The sequence below is a fragment of the Flavobacterium aquicola genome, assembly GCF_003385115.1.
GTDB lineage: Bacteria > Bacteroidota > Bacteroidia > Flavobacteriales > Flavobacteriaceae > Flavobacterium > Flavobacterium aquicola.
This window is the reverse complement of record NZ_QUNI01000016.1, coordinates 77,547-102,922: the sequence shown is the minus strand read 5'-3', so window position 1 is coordinate 102,922 and position 25,376 is coordinate 77,547. Positions and strand designations below refer to the sequence as shown.

The window sequence follows — 25,376 nt, the reverse complement described above, 5'->3', positions numbered from 1 at the left end:
TTTATTCAATGAAATTGAATTATTATTTTTCGGGTGCAGTCCAAAATAAATTCGGATTATTTGTTTTGTAGTTTGTTGTTTTTACAGCTGTTGCAGTATTGTATTCCTCTTTCTTTTGTGGAGTTTGTTCAATTCCATCCAATGGCAGGAGTTCAACGTAAGTGATTTCTTTTCCTTTTTTCGAAGTTTCAGAATCGTATTCACTTACTAATGGTGTTTTCATTCGGTATAAATTTTTTGCCATATACGTTTCTAAATAATACTCTTTGGTTTGCGAATTCTGTTTATTCCAATTTGCTTCTGGGTTTAAGATTAGTGTTTTTCCGTTTATTAATCTCTCCCGAACTTCAGCAAGTCCTAGTAATTCTCCTTTTTCGTCCATAACATAAGCATCAAATGTAGGGTCAACCCAAATCCATTTTTTCAAGTCATTGCTATAGACCATATTTATAACGTGACAATCATCAAATTCGGTCTCTTTTGGCATACAGGTTATGTATCTTGATTTTATACCCATCGATAAATAACATTCATTAAGAATAGTTGCCATCATTCTGCAGTTAATACCTCGATTTTCGGTTTTACAGATTTTGATTAAATCGATAGCATTTTTTAATGTTGGATTATTACTGCCTCCATCATGTCTAACTATGTTGTGAACCCAATGCAGTAAATTAAGGATTTGTGATACTTCATTTCCTTTTCCTGCAATAGAATCTAATTTTAAATCTTTTCTAACTTTAACGAGATTAGGATTTTCCATCGATTGATAACTGAAGTTTGGTATAAATCTGCTATCAGAAAGATTGTATTTACGGGCTCCTTTCAGTTTTTCTAAATAGTTGGGTACACTTTTATAACTTATTTGGGTCTTTGCCTTTATTGAATCGTTTAGCAGAATTATAAAGTCAAATTTCGTGTCTTTTTTTATTTTTATACCTATTGAATCTTTATCAGTTATGAAAGTCACTTTTTGGCCCAAAGAACTCGTTTCGTAAACATCAGGATTTAGTTCTGGAGAAATTGTCCAATTTTGTATGCTTAAATTTTTTCCGTCTCGAATATCAATTTTTTTCGAAGTCGATTTTATTACGGGAATCTTTTCTTGGGCATATGTTAATTGACAGACAATACAGATAATTGCAATAAATGTGCTTTTAATTTTCATAGTTTATTTATTTTTTGTTTTCGCGTTTCTGTTTGAATTGCTTTATTTTACGAACAACAACTTTGGTTGATTTACTTCCTCTTTTTGAAACGATTTGTAAAGGTTTTACGTCACTGTTCTGCTCTTCAAATATAGTAAGTTACTCTTAGAAATCATTAAAAATAACTTTTGATTTATTGAATATAAAACAGATTTCTTTATGAAATGTTTCCGCTTTCTGCCAAGGATAGTAGCGGAAAGCCCGCAAAGGCAATGTCCTTAAAAAACAAAACCCAAAACAGCGACCGAAGGAAGCTCGTTTTGGGTTTATGTTTTTTTGGGCGATGACTGCGGACTTGCAGTGGATAGCCTGTTTAGGCAGCCTAACCACACTTAATTTCCAAACTGTATTATTAAAGAATTAGTACCTCCACTAAAGAATTAGTTAAAATATTAATCAATTAGTTTTGCTACTAATTAATTAGTAGTTATATTTGTCAAAAGATTTTTATACTATGATAAAATTAGCGAAAAGGGAAGAACAGATTATGCAGGTCTTTTGGGATTTGAATAAAGCTTTTATTAGAGATATTATTCCACTGCTGCCAGATCCGAAACCGCATTACAATAGTGTGGCGACAATTGTAAAGATATTGGCGGAAAAGGGTTTTTTGAATTTTGAAACTACTGGGAATATGCATTGTTTTTTTCCGGTAATAAGCAGGGAAGAGTATCAGCAGTTTGCGCTGAAGGATATCGTCAGCCAGTATTTTGACAATTCGTATCCTAGAATGCTTGCTTTTTTTGCAAAAGAACAAAAGCTTACCGAAAATGAATTGGATGAGATAGTAAACATCATTAAAAAAGATAAAGTATGATACCTTATATTTTGTACACAGCCCTCATTCTTTCTGCATGCCTTCTGTTTTATAAGCTGTTGCTGCAAAAAGAAACGTTCTTTCGCCTTAATAGGTTTGTTCTGCTTAGCTGCATGATTTTGGCATTTATTCTGCCGCTGCTTCCGGTTCCTCATGAATTATCCTTAAGAAAGGATGTCGCAGCAGAACATATTCCTGTAAAAAAAGTGGCGGTTGACAAAATTAAAACTGCTCAGTTACAATCACCGCCTGTTCAGGAAGTTGTTGCAGAGCAGACAAAACAAATATTCGATCTGGATTTGTTACTGCAATGGCTCGTGTATTTGTATTGGTTTGGTGTTATCATTTTTGCACTTAACTTTTTGATGCAGGCTACTGTGTTATTATATAGAGCGTATTCGTTATCGGCGATTCAGGATGGGAAGTTCCGGATTGTCGAAATCACAGGTGACAAAGCCCCTTGTTCATTTGCTAATAATATCTTTATCAATCCCGAAAAATACGAATGGGAGACCTACAGCCAGATTTTGCTGCACGAAAAAATTCATATTGAGCAGAAACATACTATCGATTTATTGCTTGCCGAAATTGTTCTTGTTTTTCAGTGGTTTAATCCTTTTGCATGGCAATGGCGAAAAGCATTGGAGAGTAATCTAGAATTTTTGACTGATGATAAAATGCTTCAGCAGGACACTGTTGAAAAAGAGAATTATCAGTTCAGCCTGCTCAAAGTAGCGGCGCCCCATTTCCCGTTGAGTCTTACAACTAATTATAATCAATCATTAATCAAAAAACGAATCATCATGATGAATTCAAAAAAATCAAGCGTACACACCGCATGGAAATATTTTTTCCTGCTGCCTGTATTGATTTTGTTTGTCTGCCTTTTTAATCAGCCGGCAGCGCAGAGTCAGAATCTAAATTTTAACGACAAGCCAAATGAGCAGTCAAACATTCAAAACGGAATGGATACCGAAGGAAGCTGGTTTGCAGTTATCAAAGGAAATATGGTGAATATTCAGTTTAAAAGCGGTGAGGACAATAATTCTTCATCTACTTTTCAGCTGAGTGAATTAAAAGGATTTACAAAGGACATGAAAGGCGAATTTACCTTAAGCAGAGAAGCAGGAATCATGCATTTCGAAGGAAAATTTGAAGGAAACAACGGAATGGGAACTTATAAATTTACGTCTGATAAAAACTTTGTTAAAGATTTGGCTAAAGAAGGAGTTACCGTTTCGGATGAAAGTGATCTTATGGTTTTCTTTATGGTAAATGTAAAAACTTCGTATGTAAAAATGCTGAAGAAAAATGGTTACAAGGATATTGACAAAGATCAATTGATTCCTTTGGTATCATTGGATGTAAATGAAAATTATGTTGCTTCAATGAAACAGGCAGGAATTCCTGATTTTGATCTGGAAGATTTGATTCCTTTTAAATCTATGGGAATAGATAAAGCTTTTATCGATGAGATACGTCAGGCTGGTTACAAAAACATTTCGGCCGATAATATTATTGCATTAAAGTCTCAAGGTATTAACGGCAAATTCATTACCGATTTTCATAATTCGACCATTGGTAATGACAATGATGAAACCGGAGACAATATCATAGCATTTAAATCGATGGATATTGATAAAAAATTTATTGATTCTTTTAAAGCCCTAGGATATAATAATCTTTCGAACGATGATCTTATATCTTTTAAATCGATGAATATTACTCCAGCATTTATAGATGAGTTTGGAAAAGTAGGTTACAGCAATCTCAAGCCTGATGATTTATTAGCCTTAAAATCGATGAACATTACTCCAAAATATATAGCCGAATTTGAAAAGATAGGCTATAAAAATCTTAAACCGGATGATGTCTTTGCGTTGAAATCTCAAAACATAACTGCTGAAATGATTGCCGAATATCAAGCGTTAGGGTTTAATGATCTGGATATAGACAATATCATTGGTGCCAGAGCAATGGGAGTTTCGCCAAGCTTTATTAAGTCTATGAAAGAAAAGGGACATAACTTTAAAACTCTTGAAAAGTATATAGAATTGAAAGCCGTTGTAGGCATTAATTAAGAAAAAATTCAGTTATTCTAAAAAACAATCAGGCTGTAAGACTAAAATGTGAGCAAAAACCCAAACCGATATTCGGTTTGGGTTTTTGTTTTTTGCAAAATAATTTGTTCAGATATTTATTCTATTTTCAAAAAAAATATTAAATCATAAGTATATGCTTTATTTTTACAGAAGTAAATATGCTAACTTTTTTAATACAATATGAAGAAAAGATCATTATCAATATACATGTTCCTGATTTGTCTGACAGCATCGGCGCAACAGCAGGAAAAATTCCAGAACAAAGCTCAAAATAACATTTTTGAAATCAGCAATCCTGATTTTGCTGTAAGTCCTTATACAGGGATGACCAAACAGCATTGGAAAGATGCTGCATTGTATTTATTAAAAGGAGCTTTCAGTTATATCCATACCTTGGATGATCCTATGAAGTTTCCGAAACAGCCGGGCGTGAGCTATCCGCAGGATGAATCAAGGGTTCCAACAGAAAAACTGGAGGGACTCTGCAGAACCTTATTTATTGCCTCTCCGCTCTTAAAAGAGAATCCTAATTTGGTAATTAATAACATCAAGGTGGGTGATTATTACAGGTATCAAATAGGAAAATTAATTGATCCGAGCAGCCCTTCTTATATTGTTCCAAGAGCAAAAGACGGCGGACCTAATCAAAACTTAGTTGAGTTTGGGGCATTGTCATTGTCCTTACTTACAAATCCAGAAGTTTTATGGAATCCTCTGCCACAAGAACAGAAAGATGCATTAGCTAAATCTATGCTTAGTTATGGAGACGGTCCAACTGTAGATTCTAATTGGAAGTTCTTTAATATTTTTATTTTAAGTTTTTTCAAAGAGCATGGTTATCAGGTGAATGAAAAATTATTAGTTGAATATCTGCAGAAATCATTAGGTCATTATAGAGGTGAAGGCTGGTATAATGACAGTCCTGCTTATGATTATTACAGCATGTGGGCTTTCCAGATGTATGGAGCTGTATGGTCAGAATATTTTGGAAACAAATATTATCCTGAAATTGCTTTACAGTTTAAAGCTAATTTTAATGATTTAAAAGCCAATTATCCTTACCTCTTTAGCCGTGATGGTAAAATGGTTATGTGGGGGAGAAGCATCAGTTATAGAATAGGATCGATAATTCCTTTTCCGCTGATGGGATTTGAAAATGATCCTAAAGTAAATTACGGCTGGATGAGAAGAATCTCATCGGGAGTTATTAAGCAGTTTTTGCAGCATCCCGATTTTATGAAAGATAATGTGCCAACCTTAGGTTTTTATGGTGCTTTTGAGCCAGCGGTGCAAAACTATAGCTGCAGAGGAAGCGTTTATTGGATGGGGAAAGCTTTTTTGGGGCTTTTAGTTCCGGATGACAGCCCTTTCTGGACAGCAAAAGAAAATGAAGGCGCATGGGAAACGGAGTTTAAAAAAGATCAGGTTTATAATAAATTTGAAAATGGTTCTAAAATCTTGATTACTGATTATCCGGCAATAGGTGCTTCAGAAGTTCGGGCTTGGTGCCATGAAAAGAAAAAAGATGACTGGCAGGGATTCAGATCGACAGAAAATTACAACCGCCTGTCTTATAACAGTGCTTTTCTCTGGCAGGCAGATGGTAAAAATGGTGAAGTTGCAATGAATTATGTTTTTAAAAATAAAGCAGGAGAATGGGAACCGCTGCGTCTGTTTACATTCAAGAAGTTTGAAAATGGCATATACTATCGAGATGCAGTTCTTGAAACCAATGAAAATATTAAAATGAATCTGGCAGATATTCCTTTGCCAAACGGAATTTTAAGAATAGACAGAAACAGCAGTACAGATGCTGCAGAAGTGCGGTTAGGACATTATGCCCTGCCACAATTGAACAAGGAAATTTTAACCATAAACAGAAAAGTAAAAGGATATAATGTCACAATTATTGATAATGGAAAATATCAGCTGGCCATGATTCCGCTGCTGGGCTGGGATAAAACAGAAGTAGTGGCTGCTAAAAACCTGCATCCCGAAGCAGTAAACAGCAAGGTGATTAATGCTGTCAATAGTTTTGTTCCAAAAAAAGCGCAGTCTGATGTTTATGCAGCGTTGATGTTATGGAAAAAATCTGGAGAAAAGTTTACAGATAAAGAATTGATGCCTGTTAAAAACATCAGCTATTCTGAAAAAGACGATCAGTACTCGGTTCTTTTTTCAAATGGAGAAACAAAAACTATTGTGAAGAATTAAAAAGAGAAGATTAAGTTTCTAAGTAAGATTAAAGAAGACAATTGACAGCCTAAAAATATTGATACTTTTTGATTTTATTTTGTAAATTTAATCAGCCTAATTCACTGTAATTTTGTTTAAATATCTTAAATTTTATTTATGAAAAAGTACGTATCATTACTAGGAGCTGCGATTTGTATAATAGCGCTGGTTTTATCATGCGCCCAAAATCCGTTTACTGGAAAAAAGAGCTTAAATTTTGTATCTAACAGCCAGTTGTTTCCGTCTTCATTCCAGCAATATGGAACTTTTCTAAAAGAGAATAAAGTTATTGTCGGTACACCAGATGCGAAACGTGTTGAAAATGTTGGTGTAAAAATCAAATCGGCAGCTGAACGCTGGTTAAAAGCCAATGGATATTCGGATTATTTGAACGGCTATCAATGGGAATATAAGCTGGTCGAAGGCAAGGAAGTTAATGCTTGGTGTATGCCGGGAGGGAAAATTGTAGTATATTCCGGGATTTTGCCAATTACCAAAGATGATGCAGGATTAGCAACAGTTATGGGACATGAAGTATCGCATGCTTTGGCAAATCATGGTGCGCAAAGAATGAGTGCCGGACAGCTGCAGGAACTTGGTGCGGTAGGAGTTGCTGTAGCAACAGGAAATAAAAGTGCCGAACAGCAGCAAATGTGGCAGCAGTATTATGGAATAGGTTCTCAGGTAGGAGTTATGCTTCCATTTAGCAGAAGCTATGAAAATGAAGCTGATAAAATAGGATTAACACTTATGGCAATTGCGGGTTACAATCCTGAATATGCATTGGCATTTTGGGAAAGAATGGCATCAAACAGCGGTGGTACTAAACCTCCTGAATTTATGAGTACTCACCCTGCGGATGCAACGAGAATTACTAATATAAAAAGACTAATTCCAGAAGCTAAAGCTGAGGCTAAAAAATTCGGTGTAGTTTTTAAATAGGTTTTAATCTGAAATCATACTTCAAAAGGAGATAATCACGCTGATTATCTCCTTTTTTATTAGGTAAAAAAAACTTTTATCTCTTCATTCCCATATTTAATTATTATTTAAAATTTAAATAGTTTATCTGAAAAAAGTACTTTGTAAATCCAGATATATACTGCTGTAAATTATGTAATTACCTTTTTTAATTGTATAAAAAATTAGAAGTCTTTCTCTTTACTTTTGAAATAATAAATAGTAATCTAATAAACAAAATAAAGATGGAAGATAATAAAAATCGTAATTATGATCAGGATGTTCATGATTACCAAGATGCGCCAAGAACTACCGATTTTGAAAAATCAAAGTTAAATGATGATCCCAATCAGGATTATCAAAAAAATCCAGAACAGTTTGAAGAGTTTAATAATGATAATTCAAATGGATATTCAGCTAATGACTCGAGCATACATCCAGATGGCATCGAAGATGAATATGATAATAATTCGGACCGCAGAAGTAATTACAGCTCAGATGATTCTAATTTAAATTCTAATTATAATGCGGATGAAAATTTAGAAGGAGACAGTGGCGCTGATCTGGACGAGGAAATTGATGAGGATGATGAGGATTTAAATGACGAAAGTGATTTTGATGAAGTTTTTAATGAACCGGATTTGAATGATGAACCTCCCATTTATGATCCAGATCTGGATGATGAAAGTGATTTAGAAGATGAAGAAGACGATGAAACCAATTACGAAGGGGAAGATGAAAAATCTGAGTTGGATGATGATTGGATAAATCGTAAAGTTTAAACATTTTAGGAAAAAATGGCTGCCATTTTATCAATTATGGCAGCCTATTCAATATTTATTCGATCTCATCTAATGTGCATTTTATTTCCATCTGTAATTTTTCCATTACTATTAAAATCTACAGATTTAGAACAATTATCATCTGCTGAATATTAAAGTTTGTTTAAGCAGTTAGGATACAGTGAATGGAAAGCTTTAAAAGCTCTATAATTTCTTTATTAGTTGAACATAAATTAAATATTAATTTCAAAATAATATAAAAATGGATACTGAAAGAGACGAAAATCAAAATCTGAAAGGTGTTAATACAGAACAAAATAATTTTCAATGTATTAACAGCAGGGAAGAAAGTGGTGATGAAATCAATTATGATAATGAATCTGTAAATGAGAATAACAAAACAGACTCTGATTATACTGATGATCAAAATAATTCGAACACCGGATATACTGAAAAATTACTAGAAAAGGAAAGTGAACAAGAGCAGAAAAAATTAGACATATCCGAAGATGAATTACAGCCTGATGAAGATCTGATTGTGAAAAATGGAAATATTATTAATGATGAAGTTTCCATTCAGGATAATAATAATCAAATTGAAAATGATAGCAATCGCAGGATTGATAATCAATAACAGTGATCTTACAGATTTTAAGTAATAACAATAATAATTAAATATCATGGAATTAATAACACAATCTCCGTTACAATTTTTAAAAACAAAGAATAATGTATCAGCGCTAGAACGAATAGTAATGATTGCAAGCGGCGCATATATTTTATACAATGGTTTAAGTCAAAAAGATAAGAGCCTTACTCAAAGCGGTGTTGGCGGCGCAATGCTTTTAAGAGGACTGAGTGGATATTGCCCTGTTTATGATGCAGTAGATCATCTTAAAAATGCTAAAGTTCATAATGTAAATATCAGGGTAAATACTGTAATAAATAAATCTATAAGTGAGGTGTATGCTTTTTGGAGAAATCTGGAAAATCTTCCCAAATTTATGAATCATTTACAGTCTGTTAAATCTATAAATCATACAATATCAGAATGGACAGCTAAAGGGCCAGCTGGAATTGGCAGACTGGTATGGAAAGCAGAAATTATAAAAGATGAAAAGGAGAAAATTCTAAGCTGGAAATCTTTGCTGGACTCGTCTATTGACAATGCCGGAAAAGTTATTTTTAAACCTAAGGGAAAAGCGACAGAGCTGGAAGTTACAATTTCCTATCGCGCTCCATTAGGCGTTGCGGGCGAAAGTGCAGCCAAACTATTAAATCCATATTTTGAGAAAATAGTAAATGATGATATTCTCAATTTAAAACAATATTTGGAGTCTGGACATAAATAAGATCTTGACTTTTAATATAAAAAGCCTGCAATATTTCAAGTATTGCAGGCTTTTTTAGATTAATGAGTTAAATTTCAGTGGTGTTTAATTCTATTGGTCAAGCCAAATAAAATTATCTATCAAAATTAAAGTTTCAGGAATTTTTTAATTACTTCCTGTAAATCGGCACGGAGAGCAGACATAGAGTATTGTTTCGTCATAAATAAAGTGTTGTTTTGTACAGCAAAATTTTTATCTGCTTCGTTAGATGATGTTGTGTAAATTATTACAGGAATATCATTAAAACTTTGATCCTGTTTGTAGTGTTTCAAAAACTGTCTGCCATCCATTACAGGCATATTAAGATCCAGAAAAATTAAATCAGGTTTGTCTATAGTGCCAGAAGTTAATTTTTCCCATGCTTCTGCTCCATTTTTCGCATCTTCATATTTTACGTCAATATTAAGTGATAATAAAGTTTCTTCAAATATTTCGCGATCATCAGAGTCATCATCAATTAAAAAAATTGTTTTCATATAAAAATAATAGGTAAACAAATATAAGTTTTTTACATATTATTCTCAAAATATTTTTAATTTTTATGGTGTATTACAGGTATAAATACGGTGAAAATTGTACCAATTCCTTCCTGAGATGATGCCGAAATTATGCCATTATGATTCTGCATAATTTTACGGCACATAGCAAGCCCTATACCAGTTCCCGCAAATTCATCTTTTCCGTGCAGCCTCTGAAAAATGTTGAATATTTGCTCCGCATAACTTTGATTAAAGCCGATACCGTTATCTGAAACTGTAATTTTTACGTAGTCAATAGATTTGTGAAGGAGAAATTCTTTTTTTTCACTTAAAGAAACCGTGTCTCCAAGAATATCTATTTTTGGCGAAATAGCTGCCTTGCTGTATTTTAAGGCATTTGAAATAATATTGCCAAACAGCTGCGACATCTGCAGTGGAATGGCCTCAATAACAGGCAGTGTCTCAATGGTTATTACAGCATTTTTCTGTTCTATAATTAAATCAAAATCATTCAGGATATCATGAACAGTATCATTGAGATCAACTGGCTCAAAGTTCCTGGAGGGATTGGAAAGCTGTGAAAACCCTAAAACATCCTTAATAAGATTTTCCATTCTTTTGGTGGAGTCTGTAATTTTTTTAACGTATACTCTAGCTTTAGCAGGATCTTTTTCTAAGCAGTTTTCAAGCATTTCGGAAAAAACAGTGATTTTCCTGACAGGCTCCTGCAAATCATGTGAAGCAATGTAGGCAAACTGCTGTAGTTCCTGATTATTGATTTCTAGTTCGGCATTGGCCGAATGTAATTCGGCAGTTCGCTCCTTTACCTTAAATTTTAACTCTTCCTGCAATTCACGTTCTTCTGTAACATCTTGCGCAGTCCCGCTAAGAGACTCAGGAATTCCATTCTTTGAATAAATTACCTGCGCATTTGCCCGTATTATCCTTATTTGCCCGGAAATATCATTTATTATAGGAAATTCTGATTCATAGTAGCCTGATGACCCTGGCTTTGTAATTTCGCTAATAGAATCAATTACTTTTTGACGATGAGTCTCTGCAATTAAATGGAATACGGTGTCTTTATGAGGACTGTGATCAGGAAGACCAAGCCAATGGGAAAATCGTGTAGAACAGAAAATTATATTGGTATTAATATCCAGTTTCCAAGTTGCCAGTTCAGCAAGTTCAATTGCGCCGGCCAATGCTATTCTTGCTTCTTCCAGTTTTTTAGAAGCAATAACCTGATCGGTAATATCAATGACAATAGCCATTATACTGCCAATTTCGCCTTTTGAATCCCTAATTGGCGTATAGGCGAAATCAAAATAATAAGTATTTAGTGCACCATTTACTTTTAATTGTACGGGTATCGCCTGTCCGCGGTAGGTTTTTCCAGTGATATAGACCTCGTTTAATATGTTAAGATATGGCTGTCCTTTTAATTCGGGTATACAAATTTCTAAAGATTGGCCTATAAGCGATTTATCTCTGCCCCAATACCGGATCATAATATCATTGGCTATTTCGATTTTCATTTCCACTCCTGTAAAAAGGCAGATTGCAACGGGTGAATGTTCAATCATCAGACTGATGCGTTCCTGGCTTTCTATAAGAGCCTTTCTTCCTGAGATAATTTCATCCATATCCATGCAGAATCCTGAATACCCTGCATAGTTTCCATTTTCATCATTGAAAGGGTCGCCTGCGGCTCTGCACCATATTATTTCACCAGTTCCTTTTTTTGCACGGAATAAAACATCATAATGGCCTCTTCTTTCAATGGCTTCAACATAGGTTACGATGGCATTTTTTTTATCTTCTTCAATTATTACAGATGACCAGGCTCCATTTAGCAAATCTGTGGAAGAAATTCCGGTAAACTCCACCAGTGTTTTGTTGAAATAGGTTAATGTGCCTTCTTTGTCAGAAAGCCATAATCCTGTTGGTGAACTGTCTGTCACGTTTTGAAAAAGATTGGCAGCTTCTCTTTTGGTTTGTTCCAAGCGGGATTCAGCAAGTTCCAGTGCGATACGATTTCTTTCCTGTTCAGTTATATCTGCTACAGTTCCAGAAAACGCAGCAGGTTTGCCTTCATCATCAATTATTCTAGTGGCCGAAATTGCAATTCGGTGAATAGAGCCATCATCCCATATTACTCGTGGCGTATAGTAGAAAGCTCCTGTTTCCAATCCTTTTTCTATTGATTCTGTCCGCAGTGATAAATCATCGGGGTGAATGTATTTTAAAAAATCTTCTCTGGAAAAATTATATTTTATCGTACCAGTGATAATTTTTGATAATGCTGGTGAATAATCGACGCTGTTTTCTGAAAGATCAGTATTAAATAGTCCCAATCCCATGGTTTTTATAGTAAGATCTGTAAGCTGACGGGATTTAAGGAGATCTTCATTAGCCTTTTTGGAAGCAGTAATATCCTGAACTGTGCCATTAAGGCGATAGGCGGTTTTGTTATCGTCGAACCATGCTTTTCCAATAGCGTGTACGGTGATTTTAGTTTTAGTATTCGGATTGATAATAGAAAAATCTATATTGTATTTTCCGCCGGATTCATATTGAAGTGCCGTATTTATTGCTTCTGCTACTCGGACCCTGTCAGTATCTGCAATGACATTAATTGCAGTATTCAGCTGAATTTCATCTTCCTCTAATATACCCAGCCAGTTTCTTAGTCTTTCATTTGCAGAAAATCTATTGGTAAGCGGATTTAGATCGAAAGTTCCTAATTCTGCTGCATTAATTGCAAATTCTAATTCGTTTTTGCTTTCTTCAATTTTTCGGCTATAATTTACTTTTTCGGTCGTTTCTGTACAGACAACAAGAACACCGGTAATTTTTCGGTTATCATCATGTACAGGACTGTAGCTAAAGGTCCAGTATACATTTTCAAGCTGTCCATTACGAAATATTGGAAGCAGTAAATCTTCGTACCAAGTACTTTCGCCAGTTGTCAAAACCTTCGTGATTATGGGATAAATAAAATCCCATATTTCAGGCCAGCATTCAATTGCTTTTTGGCCCATAGCTTTAGGATGTTTTCCTTCGTTGCCAAGAGATGGGCGATACGAATCATTGTAAAACTGAATTAAATCATCGCCCCAAAACAGAAACATTGGGAATTTAGCGGATAATAACGTTGAAAGCGTGTTTTTTAAATTATCTGGCCAGTTTTCAGGTACGCCCAGCGGATTTAAGGACCAATCAATAGAGCGAATGATTTCAGCTGAATTTCCACCATTCTGAATGAAATAATAATCGGTACTGCTGTTTTTGTTATCCAAAATCAATTTTTTATATGACGTAAAACTATTGCTGCTTTAAAATAACGCTGTATGATTACTGTAAATTTAATAAATAAAATAGTAGAAATTGAAATGCTTTTTATGATCAGCAGGACAATAGTCGGGTTGCAATTTTTTATTATTCTTTACTTACAATAATTGTAAATTAAGATATTGAAAAGGTTCTGCTTTTAAAAGATAGGTGATAAAATGTAATATATAACTGTGGCATACAAAGCAAAAATTATATAGGCAATAAACATTTGAAAATAATAATCTTTAGAATATATAGAAAGGGTGTATTTCGCGATTTTAAACATAATGAACAAACTAAAGACTCCAATTACGCCGCTTATGAAACCAAGTAGCAAACTGCCAATAACTGATAAATCTAAAATTCTGTATTTCCATAGCAAATGGTATGAAAGCACACAAACAAATCCAATGCTAAAATGCAGCAGCCATCCCAGAGTTCTTTTTGAACCAATCGAAAGTTTGGGCTTTACTTGAGAAAATAGATAAGTTAGTAATAAGGGTTCTTTATAAATCTCTCTATCTCTCGCAGATATTGCATAGCGAAAAAGCGTAATCGCTGAAGTGGCTGCAATTGAAACAATGAGAAGTTGAAACAATGTATAAAAATTCATGACTAGCAGTTTAAATTTAATATTAGTTTCTGTGATTCACTTAAATACGCTGATATGCAGAAAAGTAGAATTCCTTTTTATATTTTAAATCAAAATTAAAGTCATTTCAAGAATATGCTTTACAGAATTATGATTTATAATTACATAATTATCATTGTATGTATTACTGGTAATTCTATAACATTTGTAATTAATTATGTAACGGTCTTTCGATGTAGGTAGAGTATTTTTGAAATTATATAGGTACATTATTATTGAAAAAAACATTATCTGAAGAAAAAGAAGCCCGATAAACTTCTTTATTATACCATAAATTTCGATGCCCTGAAGAAGATATAAATGAGATTTAATGTCAATTTACGAGAAAATTTAGATTAAAACCTGCAGCATTATTTTATACTGCAGTTTTTTTATGAATTAAAACATCCATTTAAATAAGGGAAAGCATTATTTACTTAATAGCGTTTTGGCATATATGGAAACAAATGAACTAAGAAAGCGTATTGCTATTATAGGAGGAGGACCCAGCGGGCTTTTTCTTTATAAAAGATTGCTCGAGTCAAGTGACAGCAATTTTGAAGTTCATATTTTCGAAAAAAAAGATGTGCTCGGTTCAGGTATGCCTTATAGCTGTGATGGAGCAAATGATGAGCATATTACCAATGTTTCAGATAATGAAACGCCGGATATGGTGAGTTCAATACAAGAATGGATGCGGACTATACCAGCAGATTTATTGGAAAGATTTGGTATTGACTATGAAAATTTCAATGAATATAAAGTATTGCCACGGCTGCTTTTTGGCTATTATCTTTCTGCTCAATTTAAATTGCTGCAGGAAATAGCAGAAATTAAAGGAATTACTACACGAATACATTACCAGACAAATGTTACTGACATTATTTTCGACGAACAGACTAAAGTGGTATGGGCAGAAACTTTGAAAGGTAAAATAAAATTTGATTACGTAATCATAAGTATCGGGCACAATTGGCCAATGAGGCATGAAGGCAAAATAAAAGGATATTATGATTCACCTTATCCGCCGTCAAAACTGAAATTAAAATTGAATCATACCATTGCCATCAAAGGATCGTCACTTACTGCTATTGATGCTGTTCGAACGCTTGCAAGAAATAATGGATCGTTTCAGAAAGATGCTGACGGCAATTTAAATTATCAGATTAATCCCGAATGCCCTGACTTTAAAATGATCCTGCATTCCAGAAATGGCATGTTTCCTGCGGTACGTTTTCATTTGGAAGATTCACACCTTAAAAATAATTCTCTTCTTACGGAGGAAGAAATAGATCAGCATCGAAACAGCAATGAGGGATTTTTATCCCTTGACTTTCTTTTTCAAAATAATTTCATCAAAATTTTTCGTGAAAAAGATCCTGATTTTTACGATAAAATAAAGAATTTATCCATTGAAGAATTTGTACAAGAAATGATGGAACTGCGCGAACGTCTCGATCCATTCCAGCTTTTAAAAGCAGAATATATTCAAGCAGAAAAATCTATTAAAAGGCAAGAGTCTATTTACTGGAAAGAAATGCTGGCAGTGCTGAGTTTCGCAATGAATCATCCTGCAAAATATCTTTCGGCAGAAGATATGCAGCGATTACAGAAAGTATTGATGCCTCTCATATCGATTGTAATTGCATTTGTACCGCAAAAATCCTGTGTCGAGTTATTAGCTTTGCGCCAAGCTGGTGTGCTGGATATTGTGGCTGTTGGCTCCGATAGCCGGGTAGAGCCCCAAAGTGGAGGTGGTGCAGTTTATGAATATTCAGATGAAAATGATAATGCACAGGCTGTTTTCTATAATACTTTTGTTGACTGCGCCGGTCAGCCCCATTTGCAGTATGATGATTTTCCGTTTAAAAGCCTGCTTGCGCAAAAGGCGGTCAGTCCAGCAAGATTAAAATTTAAATCTGCTGCAATAGGAAGTAAAGCTTTAGCCGATGAGAATCTGTCTATGGAAAAGGATCTGAACGATAACTATTATTTGAATGTTTCAGGAATTGCTGTCAATGATAATTTTCAGATAATTGATCAGTACGGAGCCTATAACGAAAAAATTTACATTATGGCAGTTCCTTACATAGGAGGTTTAAACCCAGATTATTCTGGTCTCGATTTTTGCGAAGCAGCTTCATTAATTATAATCGGAAATATTTTGATGAAAGAAAAGTAAATATAAAACTCAATAAAAATTGTTTTAAAATTCAAATATAATTTAGACAAAACTGCTGCTAATAAAATGAAAGTGTAATCATTTATTTTTCGCCCTAGAAGTTCTATTAATAAAGTAGTACATTTGAGGTAGATAATTACTTTTATTTTTAGTTGTAGTATAAAGTTTCCGTTTTTTTACTTTATATATTGTACTAAATTAAGATAAAATCGTCCTGTATTTAATTTATGGGAAAATGATTTAAATTTAAAACATATGATTTATCGAAATATATTGCAGATTGATGACGATTCAGATGATTGCGAATTATTTATGGAAGCATTACAGGCAATTTCATCAGCAGAGTATACGGCTATTTATAATCCTTTAGAAGCGCTTCGTAAGCTGGCTGAAAAAGAAATAGAGCCAGACGTTATTTTTCTGGATTTGAATATGCCGGCTATGTCTGGACTGGAGTTTTTGACAGAAATTAAGAAAGATACCGGGCTGAGAGAGATTCCTGTAATTATTTTTTCTACATCACAGCTAGAGGATATTATTTATGAAGCTAAACAATATGGAGCTTTGGATTTTATTTCGAAGCCAAATAATTTTAATCAGTTAAATTCCTCGAGGCTCTGCCTCGGGGTTGAAGAGGAAAGTTTGAAAACCTAAGGTTTTCATAAAACTAAAAATTTACTCTCTTCCGCTTGATACCTCGATGGCTCTGCCTCGGGGTAATTCATTGACTTAAAAAAGATTTTAAGCAAATATGTTTTTGATGATTAATAGATAGTTTTTTATGCCGTTATAAAAGGTTATTGGCTGTTTTATTTTTTTATCATAAGGTTTTAAGAAAATAGTATGTTTTTTCTATTTTTAATAAATAATAGAAAAATCCTAATAGTGAAATAGAATTTTAAATGGAATGAAATTATCAAATCAAATTCTTCTCGCGTTTACATTGGTGATTTTGCTGTCCATTGCGGACTCATATACTAATTACATGCTGTCGAAAAAAGTTACGCTTAATTCACAGTTTCTTGCAAGATCTGAGGAGATTATTCGTAATTCAAATAAAACTCATAAATCCATTATCGAAATGCAGAGTGCCTTTCGGGGTTACCTGCTTACAAATGATCAGACATTTTTAGACACTTACTACAAAGGACTTGTAAAAGTACCTGTATTGCTAAAAGAACAGGAACGGCTCTTAGGAGGTGATAATAAACAGCGTTACTTATTAGATTCGATAAGCTTAATGCACAAAAACTGGCTTGTTTATTCAGAACAATTAATAAAAGCCCAAAAGGAAGCACCTGATTCCTATAAAAATATTTACGAAAACTCACTTAAGAAACATGTTGGAAAGAAGATAAATGACGCCATTGCGGGCATCTTTATTAGATTTGATAAAATAGAATACAAAAGCAGAAAACATCATACAGATATGCTCCTTTTGTCATTGCAGAATGCGCGTACTTATTCATTGGTATTTCTCACTATGACTATTATTGTGGGGCTTCTCAGCACTATTTTTATTATTTATATTACCAAAAGGAGAATTACAGAAATGGTCCGGCTTGCAGAAAATATTTCGAAAGGAAATTTTACAGTTTTAAAAGATACCCGAAACGATGAGCTCACGGCCCTGGCAACTTCACTAAACAGCATGTCGGGAAAACTTGATAAAAATATTCATGAATTAAAAAATAGGAATGCCGAACTCAATAAGTTTGCTTACGTTGTTTCTCACGATCTTAAGGCACCAATCCGTGGTATTCACAATGTTGTAAGCTGGATAGAAGAGGATTTGGAAAATGAGCTGTCACCAGAACTTAAAAGATATTTGAAGATAATTCCGAAAAAAACCAGGCGTATGGAAGCACTTATTAACGGTCTTTTGGATTATGCCCGTCTGAATGTAAATGTTCCTTTAGAGAACATCGATGCTAATGCTATGGTTCATGAAATTGCGGCTAGTATTGTTCCCAGGAATTTTAAGCTTGAAATAGGGAGTCTGCCTGTTTTATGTACAGAAAGAATAAAACTGGAACAGGTGTTTACAAACCTGATAAGCAATGCCGTAAAATATACACCGCACGAAAATGGATTAATTCAGATAAGCTGTAAAACTTTTAAGAACTATTACGAGTTTTCAGTAAAAGATAACGGAATTGGGATTGCCGAAGAATATCATCAAAAAATATTTGAAATATTTCAAACCCTCCGCGAGCAGAATGAGGAAGAAAGTACCGGAGTCGGATTAGCAATTGTAAAAAAGATAATTGATGATCGTCAGGAGCATATTACTGTGATATCACAGCTCGAAAAGGGATCCGAATTTATATTTAGCTGGAAAAATAATTAAGTTATGAAAAAACCAACAATTTTGCTCATAGAAGATGATGCTCTGGATATCATAAGTGTCGAGCGGTCTTTAAAAAAGCTGGAAAGCGAATATGAGCTTTATACAGCCTTTAATGGAATTGAAGCTTTAAAAATTCTGAGAGATCCTCATATTGGACTCATTCCTGATGTTATTCTGCTGGATATAAACATGCCAAGAATGAATGGAATTGAATTTTTAAAAGTGATTAGGGAAGATAAAGATTTTAAAGAGTTAAAGGTTTTTATTATGACAACTTCCTCCGAAGTAAACGATCGTTCGCAGGCCGAAAAATTAGGAATCTCGGGATATATTATAAAGCCATTAAACTATACCGAAAACACCAAACGGTCAGATTCGATGGATGCTTTTGTGCAGTTTCATTTAAGGAAAATATTAAATAACGAAAGTAATTGATATTTTATTTTTTACGTAATTGAAGTTAATCAAGTTTAGTCAGTATCAGATTTTTTAATCATTCGATAAAGAGTTGAGAGTATGAAAAAAAATAAAAATAATAATGCTGAAACATCTCAGAAAGCTGTAATTATACTTCCTGTTGTTTCTAGTGAAAAATCGTCAAAATCAAAGGGGAAGAAGAATAATTCGGAAGAATCAATTTTGACTGATGAGGATTTTTTGAAGATTTTATTAAAAGTAAAGAACGGTGATTTTACCCAGCGTTTCACAACGGATGAGAACGGAGTTAAAAGATCTATATGTGACACCTTGAACGAAATCATTGATCTTAATGAAAACATGGTTTTCGAATTCCAGAAAGTAGGTAAAAGTATTGGTAAACAAGGAAAATTGACCAATAGAGTTGTGCTCGACGGAGCAAGAGGTTCTTGGAATTCCTGTATAGATTCTGTAAATACATTGATATCTGATTTGGTGCATCCTACTATCGAAATTGCGCACGTAATTACATCGGTGGCAAAAGGAAATTTATCTCAGGAAATGCCTCTTTCTATCGAAGGAAATCCGCTTCAGGGAGAATTTCTTAGAATTGCCAAGGAGGTAAACGGAATGGTAAAACAGCTGAATCTTTTCTCGATGGAGGTAACGCGTGTGGCTCGTGAGGTAGGTACCGAAGGAAAACTGGGAGGTCAGGCAAAAGTAAGAGGAGTAGGTGGGGTTTGGAAAGATTTGACCGATTCGGTGAATAAAATGGCTTCCAACTTAACTGGTCAAGTGCGTAATATTGCTGATGTAACGACAGCGGTTGCAAAAGGGGATTTGTCTAAAAAAATCACCGTTGACGTAAAAGGGGAAATTTTGGAACTTAAAAACACTATCAACACGATGGTGGATCAGCTGAATTCCTTTTCATCCGAGGTTACCCGTGTAGCGCGTGAGGTTGGAACCGAAGGAAAATTGGGAGGACAGGCACAGGTAAAAGGCGTTGGAGGAACTTGGAAAGATTTGACGGATTCCGTAAACCAGATGGCGTCTAACTTGACAGGTCAGGTTCGTAATATTGCCGATGTAACCACTGCGGTTGCAAAAGGAGATTTATCCAAAAAAATTACCGTTGACGTAAAAGGAGAAATTTTGGAACTTAAAAATACCATCAACACGATGGTGGATCAGCTGAATTCCTTTTCATCTGAGGTTACTCGTGTGGCGGTAGAGGTAGGATCAGAAGGAAAACTGGGAGGTCAGGCGAGAGTAAGAGGTGTTGGTGGTGTGTGGAAGGATTTGACCGATTCGGTAAACCAAATGGCATCTAACTTGACAGGTCAGGTTCGTAATATTGCCGAGGTAACAACAGCGGTTGCGAAAGGTGACCTTTCCAAAAAAATTACCGTAAACGTAGCGGGAGAAATCTTGGAACTTAAAAATACCATCAACACGATGGTGGATCAGCTGAACTCTTTTGGTGCCGAGGTAACTCGTGTGGCGCGTGAGGTAGGTTCTGAGGGAAAATTAGGAGGTCAAGCCAAAGTAAAAGGTGTTGGTGGAACTTGGAAAGATTTAACCGATTCGGTAAACCAGATGGCTTCTAACTTGACAGGCCAAGTAAGGAATATTGCTGAGGTAACAACCGCTGTTGCAAATGGTGACCTTTCGAAAAAAATTACGGCTGTAGCCGAAGGGGAAATTCTGGAGTTGAAGAAAACCATCAATACAATGGTGGATCAGCTGAATTCCTTTTCATCAGAAGTAACACGTGTGGCACTTGAGGTAGGTACCGAAGGAAAATTGGGAGGTCAGGCCAAAGTAAAAGGTGTCGGAGGAACCTGGAAAGATTTGACAGATTCGGTAAACCAAATGGCATCAAACTTAACAGGTCAGGTGCGTAATATTGCCGAGGTAACAACTGCGGTGGCAAAAGGAGATTTGTCTCGTCAGATTACCGTTGATACCAAAGGAGAAATCTTGGAACTTAAAAACACGATCAATACGATGGTGGGTCAGCTGAACTCTTTTGCCTCAGAGGTTACCCGTGTGGCGCGTGAGGTTGGTACCGAAGGAAAACTGGGAGGACAGGCACAAGTACAAGGTGTTGGTGGAACTTGGAAAGATTTAACGGATTCGGTAAACCAGATGGCATCGAACTTAACGGGTCAGGTTCGTAATATTGCCGAGGTAACAACCGCGGTGGCAAAAGGAGATTTATCGCTCCAGATTACCGTTGACGTAAAAGGAGAAATATTAGAATTAAAAAATACGATTAATACAATGGTGGATCAGCTTCGAGGCTTTGCTTCGGAGGTTACGAGGGTTTCCCGTGAGGTTGGTACTGAAGGAAAACTGGGAGGTCAGGCTAATGTGCCTGGAGTTGCGGGAACCTGGAAAGATTTAACGGATTCAGTGAACCAAATGGCGGGGAATTTAACGGCGCAAGTACGTAATATTGCCGATGTAGCGATTGCTGTTGCCAACGGAGATATGTCTCGAAAAATTACGGTTGACGTACGTGGGGAAATCCTTCAATTGAAGGAAACCTTAAATACGATGGTGGATCAGCTGAGAGAGTTTGCATCTGAGGTAACTCGTGTGGCTCGTGAGGTTGGTACAGAAGGAAAGCTGGGAGGACAAGCAAATGTACCGGGAGTTGCAGGAACATGGAAAGATTTGACCGACTCGGTAAATCAGATGGCGGGTAACTTAACAACTCAGGTACGTAATATCGCCGAGGTGACGATTGCTGTAGCAAACGGAGATATGTCCAAGAAAATTACGGCAGACGTACGCGGGGAAATTCTTCAATTGAAAGAAACAGTAAATACGATGGTGGATCAGCTTCGAAGTTTCGCTTCGGAGGTAACAAGGGTATCAAGAGAAGTAGGAACGGAAGGAAAACTGGGAGGACAGGCATTCGTACCGGGAGTTGCTGGAACTTGGAAAGATTTAACGGATTCGGTTAACCAGATGGCATCTAACTTAACAGGTCAGGTGCGTAATATCGCCGATGTTACCAAAGCGGTAGCAAATGGTGACCTTTCGAAACAAATTACCGTAGACGTAAAAGGGGAAATTCTTGATTTGAAAAACACTTTCAATACGATGGTGGAACAGTTAAATTCCTTTTCTTCGGAAGTTACTCGTGTTGCGCGTGAGGTGGGTACCGAAGGAAAACTGGGTGGACAGTCTGAAGTAAAAGGAGTTGCTGGAACGTGGAAGGATTTAACAGATTCCGTTAACGTAATGGCTTCTAACCTGACTTCTCAGGTGCGTGGTATTGCAAAAGTAGTAACTTCTGTAGCCAAAGGAAATCTGAAACAAAAATTATCGATAGATGCCAAAGGGGAAGTAGCACAACTTACCGATACAATCAATGAAATGATTGATACGCTTGCCACTTTCTCCGATCAGGTAACGACTGTGGCACGTGAGGTAGGGGCAGAAGGAAAATTAGGAGGGCAGGCAAATGTACCGGGAGCTTCCGGGACTTGGAAAAACCTGACCGAAAACGTGAACCAGCTGGCGGCGAATCTTACGACTCAGGTACGTGCGATTTCCGAGGTGGCTTCTGCGGTAACTCAGGGGGATTTAACGCGAACTATTGGTGTTGAAGCAAAAGGAGAGGTTGAAGCCTTGAAAGATACCATCAATCAGATGATTTCGAATCTTAAAGCTACCACATTAAGGAATCAGGAACAAGACTGGCTGAAATCGAATTTGGCTAAGTTTACCCAGATGCTTCAGGGGCAAAAAGAATTAAATTCGGTTACAAAAAAAATCCTTTCTGAGCTGGCTACCGTTGTAACTGCACAGCACGGACTGTTTTATATTTTGCAGGAAGATGAAAATTTCGAAGACTCAAAACTGAATCTGATTGCTTCGTATGCTTATATCAAAAGAAAAAATTCTCCGACGCAGTATGCTATGGGTGAAGGATTAATTGGTCAGGTTGCAACAGAGAAAGAAAGAATTATTCTGAGTAATGTGCCTAAAGATTATATCAGGATCAATTCGGGATTGGGTGATGCAAAACCTCAGGATGTTATCATTCTTCCGGTACTTTTTGAAGGCCAGTTAAAGGCCGTTATTGAATTAGCTTCTTTGGATACTTTTAGTCAGACGCATTTAGATTTTCTTGAAGGATTAACAGAAAGTATCGGAATTGTATTGAATACGATTGAATCGAATTCGAGAACAGAAGAATTATTAGTACAGTCTCAATCTTTAGCAGGGGAGTTAAAAAGCCAGCAAGAGGCGCTGAAAAATACCAATGAAGAATTGGAAGAAAAAGCCTTTTTGTTAGCCAATCAGAAGGAAGAGGTAGAATTGAAGAATCAGGAAGTTGAGGTTGCCAGAAAAGCATTGGAAGAAAAAGCAGATCAGTTAACTTTAACATCAAAATATAAATCCGAATTTTTGGCTAACATGTCACATGAGCTGCGCACTCCATTAAACAGTTTACAGATTTTGGCCAACGAATTAATCGTTAACAGAGATGGAAATCTTTCTGAAAAACAGATTCAGTTTGCCAAAACAATTAATTCCTGCGGCGATGACCTTATCCAGCTTATTAATGATATTTTGGATTTATCTAAAATTGAATCCGGATACATTTCAGTTGATTATAATCCAATTAGTTTTGAAGAAATCAGCAGGTTTGTTGCATCTACTTTCAATCCAATTTCGGAAGCTAAGCATCTTCGATTTAAAATCAGTATGGAGGACGATCTTCCTGAACTAATAGAAACAGATTCACAAAGGCTGAATCAGATTCTTAAAAACCTGTTGTCTAATTCCTTCAAGTTTACCGAAAAAGGAGAAGTACAGCTTAAAATATACAAAGCCAATAACAATTGGAAAACCGCAAATCCAAGTCTTGACAATGCAGAGGCAGTAATTGCTTTTGAAATTACAGATTCGGGTATCGGTATTTCCAAAGAAAAACAAAGCTTAATATTTGAAGCTTTCCAGCAGGCAGAAGGTTCTACCAGCCGTAAGTACGGCGGTACTGGATTAGGATTGTCTATCAGCCGCGGACTTTCTGATTTGCTGGGAGGAAGCATTGAACTGGAAAGTGAGACCAATGTTGGAAGTAAATTTACTTTATTCCTTCCTTTGAAATATGTACATATTGCAGAAATAGAGAATCTTGATGTCAATGAAGAATCAGATGTAAAAGGAAAAATAAAATCATTGCCGTCCGAAAAATTTAATAGATCTGATATTGATTTATTTTTTGTTGATGAGGTAGGCGATGACAGAACCGATATTAAACCTGACGATAAAGTGCTTTTGATTGCCGAGGACAATCTGACCTTTGCCAAAATTATGCTCGAACAGGCGCATATCCACGGAATAAAGGCTATAGTTACAACAAAAGGAAATGACGTCGTTGATTTTATAAATCAGTTTCATCCTCACGCCATAACTATGGATCTTAATATGCCGGACACCAGCGGATGGAAAATTCTCGACAGATTAAAAACAGATTTTAATCTTCGTCATATCCCGGTTTATATTATTTCTGGAGAGGATGAAAGAAATAAAGGACTTAAACGGGGCGCAAGAAACTTTTTCCTTAAACCGGTTAAGAACGATTCTTTGACTTATTTGTTTAATGATATTCATGATTTTAAAAATAAAAAAACAAAAAATCTGCTGGTAGTAGACGACAATCAAAAAGAACTTGACAGAATTTTAAATGCTGTAGATGGTGATGATATTTCTGTCTTTAGTGCCAAAACGGCTACAGCTGCTGTTGCACTAATCAGAGATCATTCGTTTGACTGTATTATTTTGGATTTAAAATTACCAGATGCTGACGGTCTTGAAATTATTACGGATCTAGAAAACAATCTTGCAGGACAGGAAACAGCAATAATTATACATTCAGCAGCTGATGTAACCAAAAAGCAAAAGACAAAACTTAACAGATTTGCGCACAGCATAATTGTAAAAAGTGCCAATTCTATGGATGAACTAATTGATCAGACAGCTTTGTTTATGCATCGCGTTCATAAAGAACTGCCTCCTGAAATGAGAGAAAGTATTGAATCTTTTTATTTAAAAGAGGATGTACTGCCAGGTAAAAAAGTATTACTGGTAGATGATGATGTTCGTAATCTTTTTGCGATGACTACGGCTTTAGAACGTTATGGATTAGATGTCATCAGTGCAGAGAGCGGTCAGGAAGCAATTGATATACTTACAGAACAAGATAATATTGATATTGTTCTGATGGATATAATGATGCCGGAAATGGATGGTTATGAAACCATGAAACGTATCCGCAAGGATGCCAGACACAAAGACCTGACAATTATTTCCGTGACGGCAAAAGCGATGAAAGGAGACAGACAGCGCTGCATAGAATCGGGTGCCTCAGATTATATTACAAAACCTGTAAACGTTGAACAATTGTCTTCGCTGATGCGGGTTTGGCTTAAATAATTAATTTTATCAATTAAAAAATAT

The 25,376-nt window shown here is 35.5% G+C and carries 16 protein-coding genes; 12 read left to right on the top strand and 4 right to left on the bottom strand.

The genetic code is table 11. The annotated features are described in order from the left end of the window. Nucleotides 1-22: 22 nt before the first annotated feature. On the bottom strand, nucleotides 23-1,168 hold the full coding sequence (locus C8P67_RS20010; protein WP_115814965.1) for a transglutaminase domain-containing protein: 1,146 nt from the start codon (nucleotides 1,166-1,168) through the stop codon (nucleotides 23-25). 494 nt (nucleotides 1,169-1,662) lie between these two features. Between C8P67_RS20010 and C8P67_RS20005 the strand changes: the two genes are divergently transcribed. From C8P67_RS20005 to C8P67_RS19975, 7 genes are all read left to right on the top strand, one after another. Further along, a complete protein-coding gene (locus tag C8P67_RS20005; protein ID WP_115814964.1) occupies nucleotides 1,663-2,025 on the top strand; it encodes a BlaI/MecI/CopY family transcriptional regulator in 363 nt (120 codons plus the stop codon). Next, nucleotides 2,022-4,106, top strand: coding sequence for a M56 family metallopeptidase (locus tag C8P67_RS20000; protein WP_115814963.1), 2,085 nt, complete (start codon nucleotides 2,022-2,024; stop codon nucleotides 4,104-4,106). The genes C8P67_RS20005 and C8P67_RS20000 overlap by 4 nt, the downstream gene beginning before the upstream one ends. 201 nt (nucleotides 4,107-4,307) lie before the next feature. Next, on the top strand, nucleotides 4,308-6,341 hold the full coding sequence (locus tag C8P67_RS19995; RefSeq protein ID WP_115814962.1) for a DUF2264 domain-containing protein: 2,034 nt from the start codon (nucleotides 4,308-4,310) through the stop codon (nucleotides 6,339-6,341). A 138-nt stretch (nucleotides 6,342-6,479) separates the two neighbouring features. Beyond that, on the top strand, nucleotides 6,480-7,304 hold the full coding sequence (locus C8P67_RS19990) for a M48 family metallopeptidase (RefSeq protein ID WP_115814961.1): 825 nt from the start codon (nucleotides 6,480-6,482) through the stop codon (nucleotides 7,302-7,304). Nucleotides 7,305-7,567: 263 nt separating this feature from the next. After that, on the top strand, nucleotides 7,568-8,104 hold the full coding sequence (locus C8P67_RS19985; protein WP_115814960.1) for a hypothetical protein: 537 nt from the start codon (nucleotides 7,568-7,570) through the stop codon (nucleotides 8,102-8,104). Between the two features lie 262 nt (nucleotides 8,105-8,366). Then, nucleotides 8,367-8,738, top strand: a complete 372-nt coding sequence (locus C8P67_RS19980) for a hypothetical protein (RefSeq protein WP_115814959.1) — start codon at nucleotides 8,367-8,369, stop codon at nucleotides 8,736-8,738. A 46-nt stretch (nucleotides 8,739-8,784) separates the two neighbouring features. Next, complete coding sequence (locus C8P67_RS19975; protein ID WP_115814958.1) at nucleotides 8,785-9,456, top strand: SRPBCC family protein; 672 nt, start codon at nucleotides 8,785-8,787, stop codon at nucleotides 9,454-9,456. A gap of 125 nt (nucleotides 9,457-9,581) precedes the next feature. On the opposite strand, the gene C8P67_RS19970 is transcribed toward C8P67_RS19975, so the two are convergent. The 3 genes from C8P67_RS19970 to C8P67_RS19960 form a co-directional block, all read right to left on the bottom strand. Then, nucleotides 9,582-9,971: a response regulator gene (locus C8P67_RS19970; RefSeq protein ID WP_115814957.1), complete on the bottom strand. Its 390-nt coding sequence runs from the start codon at nucleotides 9,969-9,971 to the stop codon at nucleotides 9,582-9,584. Nucleotides 9,972-10,027: 56 nt separating this feature from the next. Continuing rightward, entirely contained in the window at nucleotides 10,028-13,276 is a 3,249-nt protein-coding gene (locus C8P67_RS19965; protein WP_147298263.1) for a PAS domain S-box protein, read from the bottom strand. A 191-nt stretch (nucleotides 13,277-13,467) separates the two neighbouring features. Continuing rightward, entirely contained in the window at nucleotides 13,468-13,923 is a 456-nt protein-coding gene (locus tag C8P67_RS19960) for a hypothetical protein (protein WP_115814955.1), read from the bottom strand. 475 nt (nucleotides 13,924-14,398) lie between these two features. On the opposite strand from C8P67_RS19960, the gene C8P67_RS19955 reads away from it, so the two are divergent. From C8P67_RS19955 to C8P67_RS19935, 5 genes are all read left to right on the top strand, one after another. Further along, nucleotides 14,399-16,123: an FAD/NAD(P)-binding protein gene (locus C8P67_RS19955; RefSeq protein WP_115814954.1), complete on the top strand. Its 1,725-nt coding sequence runs from the start codon at nucleotides 14,399-14,401 to the stop codon at nucleotides 16,121-16,123. 255 nt (nucleotides 16,124-16,378) lie between these two features. Then, nucleotides 16,379-16,777 carry a response regulator gene (locus tag C8P67_RS19950; protein WP_115814953.1) on the top strand — a complete coding sequence of 133 codons (399 nt, stop codon included), beginning with the start codon at nucleotides 16,379-16,381 and terminating at the stop codon, nucleotides 16,775-16,777. A 253-nt stretch (nucleotides 16,778-17,030) separates the two neighbouring features. Continuing rightward, nucleotides 17,031-18,473, top strand: coding sequence for an ATP-binding protein (locus C8P67_RS19945; protein ID WP_115814952.1), 1,443 nt, complete (start codon nucleotides 17,031-17,033; stop codon nucleotides 18,471-18,473). Nucleotides 18,474-18,476: 3 nt separating this feature from the next. Further along, nucleotides 18,477-18,908, top strand: a complete 432-nt coding sequence (locus C8P67_RS19940) for a response regulator (RefSeq protein WP_115814951.1) — start codon at nucleotides 18,477-18,479, stop codon at nucleotides 18,906-18,908. An 81-nt stretch (nucleotides 18,909-18,989) separates the two neighbouring features. Continuing rightward, nucleotides 18,990-25,352 (top strand): HAMP domain-containing protein, encoded by a 6,363-nt coding sequence (locus C8P67_RS19935; RefSeq protein ID WP_115814950.1) that lies wholly within the window; start codon nucleotides 18,990-18,992, stop codon nucleotides 25,350-25,352. Nucleotides 25,353-25,376 lie beyond the last annotated feature (24 nt).

Excerpts from the sequence above, each read along its gene's own strand:
- C8P67_RS19985 (WP_115814960.1), top strand. The coding sequence starts at position 7,568 with ATGGAAGATAATAAAAATCGTAATTATGATCAGGATGTTCATGATTAC.
- C8P67_RS19995 (WP_115814962.1), top strand. The coding sequence starts at position 4,308 with ATGAAGAAAAGATCATTATCAATATACATGTTCCTGATTTGTCTGACA.
- C8P67_RS19990 (WP_115814961.1), top strand. The coding sequence starts at position 6,480 with ATGAAAAAGTACGTATCATTACTAGGAGCTGCGATTTGTATAATAGCG.
- C8P67_RS20010 (WP_115814965.1), bottom strand. The coding sequence starts at position 1,168 with ATGAAAATTAAAAGCACATTTATTGCAATTATCTGTATTGTCTGTCAA.
- C8P67_RS19935 (WP_115814950.1), top strand. The coding sequence starts at position 18,990 with ATGAAAAAAAATAAAAATAATAATGCTGAAACATCTCAGAAAGCTGTA.
- C8P67_RS19960 (WP_115814955.1), bottom strand. The coding sequence starts at position 13,923 with ATGAATTTTTATACATTGTTTCAACTTCTCATTGTTTCAATTGCAGCC.
- C8P67_RS19955 (WP_115814954.1), top strand. The coding sequence starts at position 14,399 with ATGGAAACAAATGAACTAAGAAAGCGTATTGCTATTATAGGAGGAGGA.
- C8P67_RS19950 (WP_115814953.1), top strand. The coding sequence starts at position 16,379 with ATGATTTATCGAAATATATTGCAGATTGATGACGATTCAGATGATTGC.
- C8P67_RS19940 (WP_115814951.1), top strand. The coding sequence starts at position 18,477 with ATGAAAAAACCAACAATTTTGCTCATAGAAGATGATGCTCTGGATATC.
- C8P67_RS19980 (WP_115814959.1), top strand. The coding sequence starts at position 8,367 with ATGGATACTGAAAGAGACGAAAATCAAAATCTGAAAGGTGTTAATACA.
- C8P67_RS19945 (WP_115814952.1), top strand. The coding sequence starts at position 17,031 with ATGAAATTATCAAATCAAATTCTTCTCGCGTTTACATTGGTGATTTTG.
- C8P67_RS19970 (WP_115814957.1), bottom strand. The coding sequence starts at position 9,971 with ATGAAAACAATTTTTTTAATTGATGATGACTCTGATGATCGCGAAATA.
- C8P67_RS19975 (WP_115814958.1), top strand. The coding sequence starts at position 8,785 with ATGGAATTAATAACACAATCTCCGTTACAATTTTTAAAAACAAAGAAT.
- C8P67_RS20000 (WP_115814963.1), top strand. The coding sequence starts at position 2,022 with ATGATACCTTATATTTTGTACACAGCCCTCATTCTTTCTGCATGCCTT.
- C8P67_RS20005 (WP_115814964.1), top strand. The coding sequence starts at position 1,663 with ATGATAAAATTAGCGAAAAGGGAAGAACAGATTATGCAGGTCTTTTGG.